Origin of the sequence: Frankia sp. AgPm24, from assembly GCF_023243055.1 — a bacterium.
Taxonomy (GTDB): Bacteria; Actinomycetota; Actinomycetes; order Frankiales; family Frankiaceae; genus Frankia; species Frankia umida.
Window position 1 is genome coordinate 72,167 of sequence record NZ_JALKFW010000198.1, and the last position, 14,967, is coordinate 87,133.

At 73.2% G+C, this 14,967-nt stretch carries 10 protein-coding genes; 1 reads left to right on the top strand and 9 read right to left on the bottom strand.

Annotation, left to right across the window (positions count from 1 at the left end; translation table 11 throughout):
- Window positions 1–267 precede the first annotated feature (267 nt).
- The 9 genes from MXD61_RS16520 to MXD61_RS16560 all read right to left on the bottom strand — a co-directional run bounded on the left by MXD61_RS16520 (window position 268) and on the right by MXD61_RS16560 (window position 12,879).
- Window positions 268–1,707 (bottom strand): FAD-binding oxidoreductase, encoded by a 1,440-nt coding sequence (locus MXD61_RS16520; RefSeq protein ID WP_248814220.1) that lies wholly within the window; start codon window positions 1,705–1,707, stop codon window positions 268–270.
- On the bottom strand, window positions 1,707–3,701 hold the full coding sequence (locus MXD61_RS16525) for a rhodanese-like domain-containing protein (RefSeq protein WP_248814221.1): 1,995 nt from the start codon (window positions 3,699–3,701) through the stop codon (window positions 1,707–1,709). The genes MXD61_RS16520 and MXD61_RS16525 overlap by 1 nt, the downstream gene beginning before the upstream one ends.
- A gap of 4 nt (window positions 3,702–3,705) precedes the next feature.
- The gene (locus tag MXD61_RS16530) at window positions 3,706–5,565 is read right to left on the bottom strand and encodes an ABC transporter ATP-binding protein (RefSeq protein ID WP_248814222.1); all 1,860 of its coding nucleotides are present in this window, start codon (window positions 5,563–5,565) and stop codon (window positions 3,706–3,708) included.
- Window positions 5,562–6,614 (bottom strand): ABC transporter permease, encoded by a 1,053-nt coding sequence (locus tag MXD61_RS16535; RefSeq protein WP_248814223.1) that lies wholly within the window; start codon window positions 6,612–6,614, stop codon window positions 5,562–5,564. Before MXD61_RS16535 ends, MXD61_RS16530 begins: the two co-directional genes overlap by 4 nt.
- A gap of 10 nt (window positions 6,615–6,624) precedes the next feature.
- Window positions 6,625–7,575: an ABC transporter permease gene (locus MXD61_RS16540; RefSeq protein ID WP_248814224.1), complete on the bottom strand. Its 951-nt coding sequence runs from the start codon at window positions 7,573–7,575 to the stop codon at window positions 6,625–6,627.
- Between the two features lie 121 nt (window positions 7,576–7,696).
- Entirely contained in the window at window positions 7,697–9,364 is a 1,668-nt protein-coding gene (locus tag MXD61_RS16545) for an ABC transporter substrate-binding protein (protein WP_248814225.1), read from the bottom strand.
- A gap of 92 nt (window positions 9,365–9,456) precedes the next feature.
- On the bottom strand, window positions 9,457–10,692 hold the full coding sequence (locus MXD61_RS16550) for an acyl-CoA dehydrogenase family protein (RefSeq protein WP_248814226.1): 1,236 nt from the start codon (window positions 10,690–10,692) through the stop codon (window positions 9,457–9,459).
- Complete coding sequence (locus MXD61_RS16555) at window positions 10,689–11,858, bottom strand: LLM class flavin-dependent oxidoreductase (protein WP_248814228.1); 1,170 nt, start codon at window positions 11,856–11,858, stop codon at window positions 10,689–10,691. Before MXD61_RS16555 ends, MXD61_RS16550 begins: the two co-directional genes overlap by 4 nt.
- 64 nt (window positions 11,859–11,922) lie before the next feature.
- Window positions 11,923–12,879, bottom strand: a complete 957-nt coding sequence (locus tag MXD61_RS16560) for an alpha/beta hydrolase (protein WP_248814237.1) — start codon at window positions 12,877–12,879, stop codon at window positions 11,923–11,925.
- 818 nt (window positions 12,880–13,697) lie between these two features.
- Between MXD61_RS16560 and MXD61_RS16565 the strand changes: the two genes are divergently transcribed.
- The gene (locus MXD61_RS16565) at window positions 13,698–14,960 is read left to right on the top strand and encodes an EAL domain-containing protein (RefSeq protein WP_248814239.1); all 1,263 of its coding nucleotides are present in this window, start codon (window positions 13,698–13,700) and stop codon (window positions 14,958–14,960) included.
- Window positions 14,961–14,967 lie beyond the last annotated feature (7 nt).

The following is a 14,967-nucleotide window of genomic DNA, read 5'->3' on the forward strand; positions in this document are numbered from 1 at the left end:
TGCCGAGGCCTGTTCCGGATTCGACCCCCGGAAATACCGAACAACCCTCGTCGTGCCGAGCCGGCACGCGTTTCCTTTGGGTGTACGTCGCGTCCCCGCGGCCAGGTCGGGTCGGACGTCGGATGATCCCACGCCAAGGCGCCGAGCCAGGGCTCCGATACCTTCGCGGTGACCCCGAAAGGAGCTTGATCACACTCCGCCGAGATTCGGCGAAGAAAAACCGACCTCGAAGGGAAGCCCACCACGACCGACCGACCGAACGAACGGTTACAGGCCTCGGCCGGGGTTGAGGATGCCGGTGGGGTCGAAGGCGGCGCGCAGGCGTCGTTGCAGGTCGTGGCTGTGGGCGCCGAGTTCGGTGGCCAGCCAGCGGCGTTTGAGGATGCCGATGCCGTGTTCGCCGGTGATGGTGCCGCCGAGTTCCAGGGCGAGTTCGAAGATCTGTTCGGCGGCGTGCCAGGCGGCGGGGGGCAGCTCGGGGCTGGCGGGGTCGACGACGATGATCGGGTGCAGGTTGCCGTCGGCGGCGTGGGCGAGGGTGTAGATGTCGACGCCGGTGGCGGCGGCGATGTCGGTGACGCGGGCGATGGCCGTCGCGAGCTGGCTGCGGGGGACGGCGATGTCCTCGATCAGGGGGCGGCCGAGGCGTTCGAGGCTGGGGAGGGCGGCGCGGCGGGCGGCGAGCAGGGGTTCGGCGGTGGCGTCGTCGGTGCTGCGGTGCACGGCCCGGGCGCGGGCGGCGAGGATGACCTCGGCCTCGTCGGCCTCGGCGGTGGCGCCGGCGCCGTCGGTCTGGACGAGCAGGAAGACGGCGCCGTGGGTGGCCAGGGTGCTGCCGGTGGCGGCGTCGACGGCGCGCACGGTGCGCTCGTCGAGTAGTTCGGCGATGGCGGGGACGATCCCGGCGGCGGCCAGGGCGGTGACACCGTCGACGGCCGCGGCGACGGTGTCGAAGTAGCCGGCGAGGGTGACGGTGGCGCGTGGGAGCGGGCGTAGCCGCACGGTGGCGCCGACGACGACCCCGAGGGTCCCCTCGGAGCCGACGAGCAGGCCGGTGAGGTCGTAGCCGGCGACGCCCTTGACGGTGCGCCGTCCGGTGGTGATCACTTCGCCGTCGGCGAGGACGACCTCGAGGCCGAGGACGGATTCGCGGGTGACGCCGTACTTGGCGCAGCGTAGTCCGCCGGCGTTGGTCGCGATGTTCCCGCCGATGGTGGAGATCGACGCGCTCGCCGGGTCGGGCGGGTAGCTCAGGCCGGCCCGGCGGGCGGCGGCGTCCAGGTCGGCGGTGATGACGCCGGGTTCGACGACGGCCACCGCGTCGGCGACGGACAGTTCGCGGATGCGGTTCATCCCGGTGAGGTCGAGCACGACCGTCCCGGCGCCGGCCGCGGCCCCACCGGCCAGGCCCGTGCCGGCGCCCCGCACGATCACCGGCACGCCCCGGGCGGACGCGACCCGCAGCACGGACTGGACGTCCGCGACCTCCCGGGCGAAGGCGACACCGAGCGGGCGTCCGGGCGGGATCCAGCCGGAGCGGTCGAGCCGGTGGGCGTCGATGATCGCCGGGTCGGTGCTCCACCGTCCGACCGGCAGCGCGACGGCGAACGCCTCCGTCACCGCCGCCTCCCCGCCCCCGCGTCGCCCGGCGGGAGCGGCGGGGGCCGCGGGGGCCGCGGGGAGGTCGGTGCCCACCTCGGTGCTCATCAGGCGCCGGTGGCCACGGGACGCGCGGGGTCCGACGACCAGGCCGACCAGGAACCCGGGTAGAGGGCGGCGTCGATGCCGACGACGGCGAGGGCGGCGATCTCGTGGGCCGCGGTGACCCCCGACCCGCAGTAGACCCCGACGGTCTGGTCGGTCACGTCGATGCCGAGGGCGGCGAAACGGGCGCGCAGGTCGGCGGCGGGACGGAACCGTCCGGTGGCGTCGAGGTTGTCGCCGGTGGCGGCGCTGAGCGCACCGGGGATGTGGCCGGCGCGGGGGTCGATCGGTTCGACCTCGCCGCGGTAGCGTTCGCCGGCGCGGGCGTCGAGCAGGATGCCGTCGTGGGCCAGTGCCGCGGCGGCGTCGGCGTCCAGGACGGGCAGGTGCCCGGCGCTCAGGACGATGTCGCCGGGTGCGGGGGTGACCTCCCCGGTTTCCAGCGGCAGGCCGGCCGTGCGCCATCCGCCCAGGGCGCCGTTGAGGATGCGCACGTCGGGCACCCCGGCCCAGCGCAGCAGCCACCACGCGCGGGCCGCGGACAGCCCGCCGACGTTGTCGTAGACGACCACCGGACGGCCGGCGCGCACCCCCCAGCGGCGCGCGGCGCGTTGCAGACTGTCGAGGTCGGGCAGGGGGTGGCGACCGGCGGTGCCGTCCCCGGTGGCGGCCCGGGCGTGGTCGGCGAGTTCGGTGTCGAGGTCGACGTAGACGGCGCCGGGCAGATGCGCCTCGCGGTAGTGGTCGTGTCCGTGCGGATCCCCCAGCGCCCAGCGCACGTCGAGCAGCAGCGGCGGGGTGGCCGAGTCCAGTTCGTCGCGCAACGCCGACGCCTCGACGAGCACCGCGCCCGCACGGGTGCGTCCGGCCAGGTCCACGGGCACCCGTCCGTTCGCCACCTGCCCGCCGGCGGCGGGGGTGGCGGTGGCGAGCAGGGCCTCGAGGTCGGCGTCGCCCAGGCCGCCGGGGGGAACGCCGCGGCGGGCGGAACCGGCGATGCGGGCCTGCACGCCGGCGTTGACCGGCGCGGTCAGGCCGTGCAGCCGGGCGAGCAGGACGATCTCGCCGTTGAGGAAGTCGGATTCGACCGAGCCGCCACGGGCCAGGCTCTGCCAGGTGGAGCTGCCCCCGCGCACATGCCCGGGGATGTCGGCGAGCACCAGGCCGCTCAGGTCGAGGCCGGGCGCGAGCCCTTCGGCCACGTCGATGCCGGCGGCGGCCAGTGCCCGGCGGGCCTCGGCGACGAGTTCGGCGCCGGCGGCGTCGCGGCGCGGGCCGGGCGGGTAGAGCGCGTCCAGGTTGTAGGCGAGGTTGCCCAGCAGCTTGCCGGCCTTCCACCGCTCGATGTCGCCGACGACCTGCACGGCCAGCGAGGCCCGCCGCAGGTCGTCGGCGATCCCCGCCGTCAGCGCGTCCACCTCGGACGTCCCCACACCACCGGCGGCGGGGCCGGGGGTGCGGCCGAGCAGCAGGGCGGTGACGATCGGTGTGGCCGGGGAGATGACCTCGCCGGGGCGCAGGTGTGACGCCGGGCTGTACACGACGGCGTCCAGGACGGTGGCGAAGCGGCGCAGGGCGACGCGGGCGCTGTCCAGGCCGTTCTGCAACAGGACGACGGGCAGGGTCTCGGCCGCGGTGGCGGGGCCACCGTCCACCGGCGCCCAGGCCCAGGCGGCGAGGACGGCCTCGCTGTCCTGCGCCTTGGTCGCGAGGACCAGCACGTCCGTGGCGCGCAGGTCGACCTCGGCGGGGCCGGCGGCCACCGGCAGGTCGAGCTGGTGCACGACCGGGTCGCCGCCCTCGGTGGCCGGCGGCCGCAGGTAACGCAGGCCGCCTTCGCGCAGCGCGGCGAGGTTCGCGCCGCGGGCCACGACCAGGACGTCGATGCCGGCCAGCCGCAGCTGCGCGGCCACCGTCGCGCCGACCGCACCGGCGCCGATGATCACGTAACGCCGGGTGGTGGCGGTCGCCCCGTCCCCGGGTGCGGTGCTGGTCATACGGTCATCCTTCCAGTCCGGCGGTGGCGCCGGACACCTTCTGCGGACTCGGGCCGGTGGCTGCCCCGGCGAGATCAGTGGTGGCGGTCGCGGTGGCCCCGACAGTCGCGGTGGTCCCAGCGGTCGCGGTGGCTCCGGCGGCGGCGAGGTCGGCGGCGAAACGCTGGCCGGGGACGGCGTCGAGCAGTTCGCGGGTGTGCGCCTCGGTGGGGGCGGTCAGGACACTGGCCGCGGTGCCGCTTTCCACGATGCGTCCACCGCGCAGCACGGCGACGTGGTGGGCGAGCGCGGCGACGACGGCGAGGTCATGGGAGACGAACAGGTAGCCGATGCCGAGCTCGTCCTGCAACCGGGCGAGCAGGGTGAGGATCTGGTCCTGCACGGAGACGTCGAGGGCGGACACCGGCTCGTCCAGGAAGACGAGTTCGGGTGACAGTGCCAGCGCCCGGGCGATCGCGACCCGTTGACGCTGACCGCCGGAGAGCTCCGCGGGGCGCCGTCCGGCGTAGGAGACGGGCAGGGCGACCTGGTCGAGCAGTTCGTGGACCCGGGCGGTGCGGCTGGCCCGGTCGCCGACCCGGAAGCTCACCAGCGGTTCGGCGATGCTCTGCGCGACGCTGAAACGCGGGTCCAGCGACGAGTACGGGTTCTGGTGGACGAGCTGGAAGCGTCGGCGCAGCGGGCGCAGGGTCGACCAGCTGGCACCGGTGATGTCGGTGCCCTCGAGCAGCACCCGGCCGCGGGTCGGCGACTCCAGACCCATCGCGATCCGCAGCGCCGTCGTCTTGCCCGATCCGGATTCCCCGACCAGTCCCAGGGTCTGGCCGGCGTGGACGGCGAGGTGCACGTCGTCGAGGGCGGTGAAGGCACGGGACTCACCGCCGCGGGGCAGCCGGAAGTCCTTGCCCACCCTGTCCAACCGCAACAGTTCGGATGTGGACGCCACCGGCGCCCCGACCGACCCGCCGGCCGGGCTCACCGAGGCGACACCCGCCAGGGCCGGGCTGGCGGCGACCGGACCGGCCGGGGCGGGGTGGGGCGGCACGCTGGTGTGGCGGGGGACGATGCCGCCGGCGTGCGAGAGCGCGGGGGCGACGGCGATGAGGTGGCGGGTGTAGGCCTCGCGGGGGTGCAGCAGGATCTCGCGGGGGCCGCCCTGTTCGACGATGCGGCCGCGGCGCATGACCACGACCCGGTCGGCCCGGTCGGCGGCGACCCCCAGGTCGTGGGTGATGATCAGCAGCGAGGTGCCGGACTCGCGGACCAGGCTCGCGAGATGGTCGAGGATGCGACGTTGGACGGTGACGTCCAGGGCGCTGGTCGGTTCGTCGGCGATGATCAGCCGTGGCTGGCCGGCGAGCGCGATGGCGATGAGCACCCGCTGGCGCAGGCCGCCGGACAGTTCGTTGGGGTACTGCCGGGCCCGCATCGCCGGCCGGTCGACACCGGCTCGTTCCAGGGCCTCACGCACCTCGGCGGGCACCAGCCGGCGGTCCACGCCGCGGCGGCGCACGGCCTCGCCGACCTGGCTGCCGATGCGCATCGTCGGGTTGAGGCCGACCATCGGGTCCTGCGGGACGAGGCCGACGAACGGGCCACGCAGCCGGCGCAGGACCCGTTCGGGGGCGGCGGTGACATCGGTGCCGGCGAGGGTGATCCGCCCGGCGGTGACCACCCCGTTGGCGGGGAGCAGGCCGAGGACCGCGTTGGCGGCGGTCGTCTTGCCCGAACCGGACTCGCCGACGACGGCGACGGTCTCCCCCGCGGTGACGGTGAGGCTGAGGTCCTCGACGGCGGGTACGACCCGGCCGCGCGCACGGTAGCCGACCGACAGACCGGCCAGGTCCACCAGGGTCTCGCTCACCGCTCCAGCTCCTCGAGGGTACGGGCCACGTGGTTGAGGCTGAACACGACCAGGCCGACGAACAGGCCCGGCAGCAGCGACAGCCAGGGGCTGGTGATCAGGAAGTTGCGTCCGTGGGAGATGAGGCTGCCCCATTCGGCGGCCGGCGGCGGGCTGCCGAAACCGAGGAAGCTCAGCGTGGACACCAGCAGCACGGCGGTGCCGAAGTCGAGGACGGCGAGCACACCGACCGGCCCCCACGAGTTCGGCAGGATGTGGCGCCACAGCACCCGTCCCCAGGACGCCCCGCCGGTGCGGGCCGCCTCGACGTAGGGCTGCGAGCGGACCCGCAGCACCTCGGCTCGGGTGGTGCGGGCGAAGCCGGGGGTGATGCCGACCGCGACCGCGATCGCCATCGGCACCAGGCCGAACCCGAGGGCGGTGATGATGGTCAGGGCCATCATCAGGATCGGGATGGCCAGCAGCACGTCGACGATCCGCATCAGCAGCACGTCGATCCAGCCGCCGAAGAAGCCGGAGACGATGCCCAGGGCCAGGCCGGCGACGATGGCGATCAGCACCGATCCGCCGGTGACCTTGATGGTCAGGGTGGAGCCGTGCAGCATCCGGGTGAACAGGTCCCGGCCCAGTTCGTCGGTGCCGAACAGGTGCGAGAAGCTCGGGCCCCGTAGTTTCTCCGCCGGAGAGGTGTCCGAGGGGCTGCGTGAGGTGAACAGTCCCGGCGCCAGGCCCGACACGATCACGAACAGGACGAACAGGACCGCGAGGACGAACCCGGGCCGGCGGCCCAGCGGCCGCAGGGTGGCGGCGGCCCGGTGCCACCAGCCGACCGTCTCGTACGACTCGTGGCTGCTCGCCTCCGACACCGCCACGACCCCGGCGGCCTCGAGTTCCTCGGTGGCCTCGCGGTCGTCGGTGGCCTCGCGGTCCTGGGGCGGTCGCGTCCGCTGGACGGGCGGCGCCGGGTCGGGTCCGCTGTCGTGGCCGGTCGACGGGGCGAGGCCAGACAGGGTGGCGCTGAGGTCCGTGGCGGTCAGGTTGTCGGGCATGGCGGGCCTCCTAGCCCGCCCGCGCGGCGGCGGCCACGCGCGGGTCGAGCAGCGTGTACAGCAGATCGACAAGCAGGTTGACCAGGACGAAGCCGGCGGCGGCGATCAGCACGATGGCCTGCACGAGCGGCACGTCCTGGCCGAGGACCGCCCGTTCGGCGAGCTGGCCCAGGCCGTCCCGGGAGAAGATCGCTTCGATGACCACCGCGTTGGTCACCGTGTAGCCGAGCAGGATGCCCAGCAGGGTCAGCGCCGGCAGGGCGGCGTTGCGCAGCACGTGGCGCAGCTGCACCCTGGCCCGGGACAGGCCCTTGGCCCGGGCGGTGGTGATGTAGGGCTCGCGCCAGGTGTCGGAGAAGCTGCGGATGAGCAGCTGGGCGAGCATCGACGCGCCGAGCAGGCTCATCGTCACCGCCGGCAGCACGAGGCTGCGCCAGCCGTTCTCGCCGGTGGCGGGAAACCAGTGCAGCGAGAAGGAGAAGGCCTGGATGAGCAGCAGGGCGATGAAGAACTGCGGCAGCGACACCCCGACGGCGGGCAGCCGGGCGAGCAGGGTGCGCGCCGGGCGCCACTGGACGTAGCTGGTCAGGTAGGCGAGCCCGACACCGCCGATGACCATCAGCGGGACGGAGACCAGCGTCAGTTCCAGCGTGGACGCGATCTTGCCGGTGATCAGGGAGGCGACGGTGACGTTCTGCGTCAGCGACATGCCGAAGTCCAGGTGCAGGGCGTTCCACAGGCCGTGGAGGTACTGCGCGAGGATCGGGTCGTTGAGGTCGTAACGGTCCTTGAGGATGTGCAGCTGCTCGGGGGTGAGCTGGCTGATGTCGGCGCCGCCGGCGGACAGCTGCAAGGTGATCGGGTCGCTCGGCAACACGTGCAGGATGACGAAGACGACCGTGTAGGCGGCCCAGAGCACGGCCAGCGCCTGGGCGAGCCGTCCGGCGAGGTAGCGAGGCATCAGGTTCCCGGTCCTGTTCGGTTCCGGTCGGGTGCGGTGCGGGTGGACGGGCCGGCCGGCCCCGGTGACGCGAACCGGCCGGCCCAGACGAAGCGGGTGAAGCGGGTGAAGCGGGTGGTGCCTACTTGAGGAAGATGTCGTTGGCCCGCAGGAAGGCCTCCGAGGTGAACGCGAAGCCGTGCACCTTCTTGGACACCCCGACGGTCTGCAGCCGGTCGTAGAGCGGGACCGTGACCACGTTGTCGATCAGGTAGTCCTGCAGCTCCTTGTAGGCGGCGGCACGCTTTTCCGGGTCGACGGTGGACTGGCCGGTGGCGAACAGCGCGCTGACCTTCGCCGCGGTCGCCGCGTCCTGGCTGTACTTCGCGGAGTACTGCTTGGTCGCGGCCTGGTCGATGGAGGAGCCGAGCACGCTCGGGTCGGCCCGGGTCAGGTAGGTGCCGGCCAGGTCGTACTCGCCGGCGTTGGCCAGCGGGGTGTACTGCGCCTGGGTGACGACCTTGATCTGCAGGTCGATGCCGACCTTCTTGAGCTGGTCCTGGATGAGCTGGTCACCGGGGCTCGGCGCCGGGCTGAGGTAGGTCAGGCTCAGCTTCCTGCCGTCCTTGTGCCGGTAGCCGTCGGAGCCGAGCGTCCAGCCGGCACCGTCGAGCAGCTTCGCCGCGCCGGACGGGTCGTGGGCGAGCTTGGCGGACTCGTCGGTGAAGTACGGGGTGCTCGAGGTCAGCGGGCTCTTGGCCGCCGGGTAGTCGTCCCAGAACAGGGTCCTGGCGTAGCTGGACAGGTCCAGGGCCTTCAGGACGGCCCTGCGCACGGCGAGGTCGGCCAGCGGCCGCCCGCCGGTGATGTTCGGGGTGAGCAGGCCGGAGATACCGGGCAGGGCGCGGGTCTCGATGGTGGCGCCGGAGGCCTTGATGACCTGCTGGTCGGCCTCGGAGATGGGCTGGCGCGGCCAGGCGATGTCGATGCTGCCGCCGGTGAGGCTGCCGACCCGGACGCTGTCCTCACTGATGTAGGAGACGTCGATGCCCTGCAGGTGAGCCTCGCCCTTGTTGGCGACCAGCGAACTCGGCCAGGCGTAGCCGGCCCGGCGGGTCAGCTTCGCCGACTTGGCCGTGGTGTAGCTGTCGAGGGTGAACGCGCCCGAACCGATGACCTTGCCGGCGCAGCGGGCCTCCGGCGTCTCCCTGTAGGTCGCCGGCGACAGGATCGCCAGCGTCGTCGTGGAGGTGGCCTGCAGGAACGCGGCGTTGGGCTTGGCGAAGTCGACCTTGACGGTGGCCGGGTCGACCACGGTCGTCGAGGTGTAGCCGGCCAGGTAGGTGACGCCGAGGATGGAGCGGGGGCCGAGTTCCTTCAGACCGTCGAAGGCGGTCTTCACGGCGGCGGCGTCCAGCCTGGTGCCGTCACTGAAGGTCGCGTCGGTGCGCAGCTTGAAGGTGAACTCGGTGGCCTGCGGGTTGACCGTCCAGCTCGTGGCGAGCCACGGGACGATCTTGCCGGTCTTCGGGTCCTGGTCTGTCAGCGAGTCGGCGATGTTGCGGTCCAGGCTGCGCGACTCGATCCAGTACACCTGGTTCGGGTCGATGCAGCCCTGCAGGTCGTTCCAGAAGGCGAGCTTGAGTCGCCCACCCGAGACGGGCTTGTCCCCCTGTGATCCGCCGCTGCCGGCGGTGTCCGACCCGGATCCACCACCGCTCCCGCAGGCCGCGAGGGTCACGGCCGCGAGGACGGAAACGGCGGCAGCGGTCAGCCGCCGTCTCGTTCGGTGACGGTGTGTCGTGCTCATGTGATGGTGCTCCTTGCGCGAGGTAGGACGACAGCGGGACGAACGGTGGTGCGCCGGACGGGCGCTTCGGGGGCAGGTCCGTCCGGGTGGGCTCAGGGGGTGGGGGTCTCGGGTGCCGCGGCGGCCAGCGTGCGCCGGCCGGCGGCGAGCAGCGCGCTGTCCTCCTGCGGCGGGTGCACCCGCACGCAGTGGACGTCGCGCAGGTGGCGCTCGAGCGGGTTGTGTCGGGTCAGGGCCGGGTTGCCGAGGGCGGCGACCGCGGTCTGCACGGCGCTGATCGCCGCGCGGGCGATCAGCGGCTTGGCGACGACGACCCGCCCGAGACCGCTCGGGTCGCCTGTCTCGAGCCGGCGGGCGACCCCGAAGGCGATCTCCTCGGCGGCGGTGAGCTGCGCCTCGATCTCCCCGGCGATCGTCTGGATGCGTTCGGTGGTGGCGATGGGACGGCCCAGCGCCGTGGGGACCCGCTCGTGGGCGAAACGCAGGAAGAAGTCCTGCGCGGCCCGGGCCACCCCGATGTACAGGGCGGTCGCGCCGAGTCCGACCGCGGCGAAGGTGGCGTCCGGCGGGACCTGCGCCGACAGCCGCTCACCGCGGAAGTACGACTCGGGCACCACCACGTCGTGGTAGAGCACGTCGTGGGTGCTGCTGGCGCGCAGACCGAAGTGGTCCCAGGTGCGGACGATCTCGATGCCCTCGGCCTCCGCCGGGACGATGACGTGGCCGATCAGCGGGTCGTCCTCCTCGGTGGCGACCCAGACCAGGTGGTAGCTCAGTCCTTCGGAGCTGGTCGCGAAGCCCTTGTGGCCCCGCACCACCCAGCCGTCCGCGGTGCGTCGGATCTTCGTCGCGGGCAGGCCGCCGCGCACGGGCGCGCCCAGCTCCGGTTCGGCGCGGATCGCGTTGAGCAGCACCGGGCGGGTCAGGGAGTCGGCGACGACCCGGCGGTAGAGCTCGTCCGGCCAGAACGGCGCCCGGCCCTGCATGACGTGCTGGAACACCGTCATCGACGAGATCAGCGCGACGGACGGGTCGCCCTTGCCGAGCGCTTCGAAGACCCGCACGCTGTCGGTGGCCGACAGGCCCTGACCGCCGTAGCGGGCGTCGATACCCAGCCGCAGCAGACCCGCGTCGTGCACCGCCTGCACACCGGCCCACGGGAACTCGCCGCTGCGGTCGTACTTCTCGGCGGTGCGGGCCAGGGTCGCGCCGACCCTGGCCAGGGCCTCGTCGGAGAGGTCGATCGCCGGCAGCGGCTCGACCCCCGCGGGCCCGTCGGGCGCGGTGGGCTGCGGGATGGACGTGGCCAGCTCGGTCGGGGCGGTCATGCCGAGGCACCGGTGGCGCCGACGGCCACGAGTTCACGCTGGTCGAGACCGGCGTCGAGGGAGACGACCTCACCGCGGCGACCGGTGGCCTCCCGGTGCGCGAGCTCCTGGCGGATCAGCGGCAGGACATAGCGGCCGTAGTCGACCAGGTCGTTGTAGTTGTCGTAGCCGCGGATCGAGATCAGGTCGGCGCCGAGATCGATGTAGTCGAGGATCGCGGCGGCCACCGTCTCGGGTGTGCCGACCAGCGCGGTCGAGGCACCCCCGGCGTTGGTGGCCTTCGCCGGTGCCGTCCACAGCGCCCGGTCGTGGACCTCGCCGCGTTCGGCGGCGGCCAGCAGCCGCTGGGAGCCGACGTTGGCCGGAGGGAGACCCTTGCGGCGCAGGAACTGGGCGGCCGCGCCGGCGGTCCGCGTCAGCACGCCCAGGGTGCGGTGGGCCTTCTCCCAGGCCAGTTCCTCGGTCTCGGCGATGATCGGACGGAAGGTGACCCAGATCCGCGGCCGGTCGGTGCGACCGGCCAGGCGGGCCTGCTCGTAGACGGCGTCGATCTGCTCCCGCGTCTCACGCAGCGGCTCGCCCCACAGGCCGAAGATGTCCCCGAGCGCGCCGCCGACCCGGTAGGCGTCCGCGGACGACCCGCCCACCGACACCGGGATGGTGCCGTTGACCGGCCGGACCAGCGAGACGAAGTCCTCGAAGGAGTAGTAGGTGCCGGCGTGGTCGAACGGGGTGGTCGACGTCCACACCCGGCGCAGGATGTCGATGTACTCGGCCTGGCGGGCGTAACGCTGCTCCTTGGGCAGCCGGTCGCCCTCGCGGGCCTGCTCGTGGTCGTCGCCACCGGCGATGAAGTGCACCACGGCCCGTCCGCCGGAGAGCTGGTCGAGGGTCGCCAGCTGCTTGGCGGCGACCGTCGGGAACATCGTGTTCGGGCGCAGCGCGACGATCGGACGCACCCGCTCGGTGTGCTGGGTGAGGGCCGCGGCCACGGTGAACGGGTCATGCCCGGGCGAGCCGTAGGGCACCAGGGTGTAGTCAAAGCCGTACTCGTCGAGCGTGCGGGCGTAGCGCCGGAAGAACGGCAGGTCGACGGCGGTCAGACCCAGCCGGTTGACCTCGTTGGACGGATTGACGTTGACGGCGCTGATGAACTCGACAGGCATGGTTCCTCCGTGCGTGCGGGTGCTGGGAGCGGATGCCGGGGCCGACGGCCGCGGGCGGGTGGGATCAGGCCCAGCGGGCGATCGTCGGCAGGTCCGCGCCCAGCCGCAGCCGCTCGAGGAACAGCACGATCGCGGCGGCGGCGCTGCGGTGGGTGGCGTCGTTGAGCGCGTCGTGGCGGCCACCCTCGATGGTCACCAGCTCCGCCCGCGGCGCGGCGGCGTAGCGGGCCCGGGCCCGGCCCAGCGGACTGACCAGGTCGGCCGTGCCGTGCACCCCGAGGACCGGGACCGTCACCGCGGCCAGGTCACCGTCGGCGAGCCAGGCCGCGGGCACCGGCCGCTCCAGCGCGCCGCGACGCACCTCGGGGTCGGCGTCCAGACGGGCCTGGTGGGCCGGGCACGCCGTGCGCACCTCGAGTTCCGCCGTCCAGCCCGGTGCGCCCTGGCCGTCCGGCGCCGCCGCACCCCGCTCACGGGCCTGGTCGGACGGGGCCGAGTCGCCAAAGTCAGCCGAGTCAGCCGAGTCAGCCGAGCCAGTAGAGTCGGCAGAGTCGGCGGTGGGCAGGCCGACGAGCAGCAGCGCGTCGATGTCGACCGCGCCGGTCGCGGTCAGCGCGGCGGCGAAGGCGGCGCCGGCGTCCGAACCGGCGAGGACCCGCGGCGCCGGCAGGTCGGGGTCGGCGAGCAACGAGCGGACGTCCGCGGTGACCGTCGCGGCCGCCTCCTCACCCCGCGAGGGGTCACCGACCACGCGCACCCGGTAGCCGTCGGCCGCGATCCGGGTGCCGAACCGCTCGTAGACGCCGGGATGCTCCCCCCGGCCCGCGACGACGATCACCGTTCCGCGCGCCGCGACCTGCGGCGGGTTGTCGAAGGCCCGCAGCGTCGGCGTCGCCTCGCCGGTGGTGTCGCCCCCGGTCACCACCGACGCGCCCGACGGCCGCGGCGCCGCCGCGGTGGCCGCCGACGAGGTCACCGCCGACGAGGTCGCGGTGGTGGGGATGAGCGGAGTGGAGGTCATCTCGGTGTCCTTCGTCCGGCGTGTTGACGGTCAGCGCAAACAGGAATGGCAGATATGCACATAACGGACTAATGAATGTTTCGACCCGGTGTTGTCCGCCCGGATATGACGCCGACGACCCTCGGGTCATGCCGGGAAAAGGACCGCCTCGCCACATCGGGACCGGTCACCGCGGCGAGACTGGTCCCGCCGATCCGAAACAACGGCATACATTTCCCCCTGGACGGCCGGGCAGCTGGTCGTGGAGCCGCCCTGGCCGCGGCATCTGTACTGCGACGAACAGCGAGGGCCGGGAATGTCACACCGCGGGAGCGGGACGCCGGCAGGGCACGAGATGTCAGCCGAATCGAACCGGCGACCGGCCCGAACACGCTCGGGCCCGCCCGTCCGAAAACGGCAGGATCAGCGGGTCGGACAGGCCGAGGAGGCGAGGAAGCCGAAGTCGACGACACGCCTGCGGGTCAGAATCCGCCCAGGCGTGGACGCGGGCAGGACAGCACCGGGCCGGGGAGCTCCGTGCCCCCCGCACCGCCTGGTCGCTGACTCCCCGAACATGTTCATCAGAATGGTGGGTTTTCCCGGCGATGTCCAACGCGGATCCGCGATGGCACCAATCAGCAAACGCGATCGGTTCGCCCAGGTTGCGCCCCTGCCCGCCGGTCACACCACCACCTCCGGCGATCGGGATGACCGTGACGGGTGGCCGTGGTGGCCGTGCTGGCCGTGCTGGCCGCGTCCGGGCGCATCCGGGGTCGCGCGGGGCGCATGGGATCGGGCGCCCGGGGGCATCCTGCCCGTGGAACCCGGAGGTGGTCACGATGACGGAGTGGGCGCTGGAGTCGGTCGCAGCGGTCCAACTGCCACAGGCCGAGACCATCGTCGCGGATCTGCTCGACATCCTGCGCCGGCAGCTCGATGTCGACGTCGCCGTGCTCGCCCGGTCCGAACAGGGTGAGCTGGTCGTACAGGTGATCCGCGGGGATCCGGGCTCGTTGGATCTCACCCCGGGGGTGCCGCTGACCAGGGACAGCGGCCTGCTCGCCAGCCTGCTCGGCGGCGACACCCGACCAGGTGCCGTACGTTCGACCGCGTCAGCGCCGGTGTTCGACAGCGACGGCGGGATCTACGGGGTGCTGGCCTGCCTGACCACCCGGCCGCACCCGGCGCGCAACGCGGCCCGCGACGAACGGTTCCTGCGGCTGATGGCCGCCTTCCTCACCGACTCGGTGCTGGATCTCCAGGAGATGTGGACGCGGCGTCGGCGCGTCTGGCAGGAGGTCAGCGACCTGATCGACGACGGCGGGCCGCAGGTGGTGTTCCAGCCGATCCTGCGCCTGAGTGACCGGCGGATCGTCGGCCTCGAGGCGCTGTCCCGGTTCCCCGACCTCACCGCCGCGCCGCAGCACTGGTACGCCAACGCCGCCACCGTGGGTCTTGCCACCGAGCTCGAACGCATCGCGATCCACGGTGCGTTGCGGGTCCTGCCGATGCTGCCCCCCCACCTGACACTCACCGTCAACGTCTCGCCCTCCACGCTGGTCGCGGGTCTGGTGGATGCCCTGCCGCCCGTCGCCGCCGGCCGGCTGGTGATGGAGATCACCGAGCACGAGCACATCAGCGACGACCAGGAACTGCTGAGCACCGTCGGGGAACTGCGTGCCCGCGGTATCCGCGTCGCGATCGACGACATCGGCACCGGCTACGCCGGACTCGCCCAGCTGCTACGCCTACGCCCCGAGATCATCAAACTGGACGGGGTGATCACCCGCGGGATCGACACCGACGCCGCCCGGCGGGCGATCGCCGCGGGCCTGGTCGAGGTCGCCCGGGAGATCGGCGGGCGAGTCGTCGCCGAAGGCATCGAGACCCCCCGGGAACTCGCCACGGTCGAAGCCGCCGGCATCGGCTACGGCCAGGGCTTCCTCCTCGGACGACCAGCCCCCGCCAGCGAGGTCACCCAGGGCGCTGCCACCACCGCTGCCACCGCTGCCACCGCTGCCACCGCTGCCACCGCTGCCACCGCTGCCAGGATCGCCGAGGGGGCCACCGCCGCGGGCTCCGCGCCCGCCAGCCAGGCCTGACCGCCGG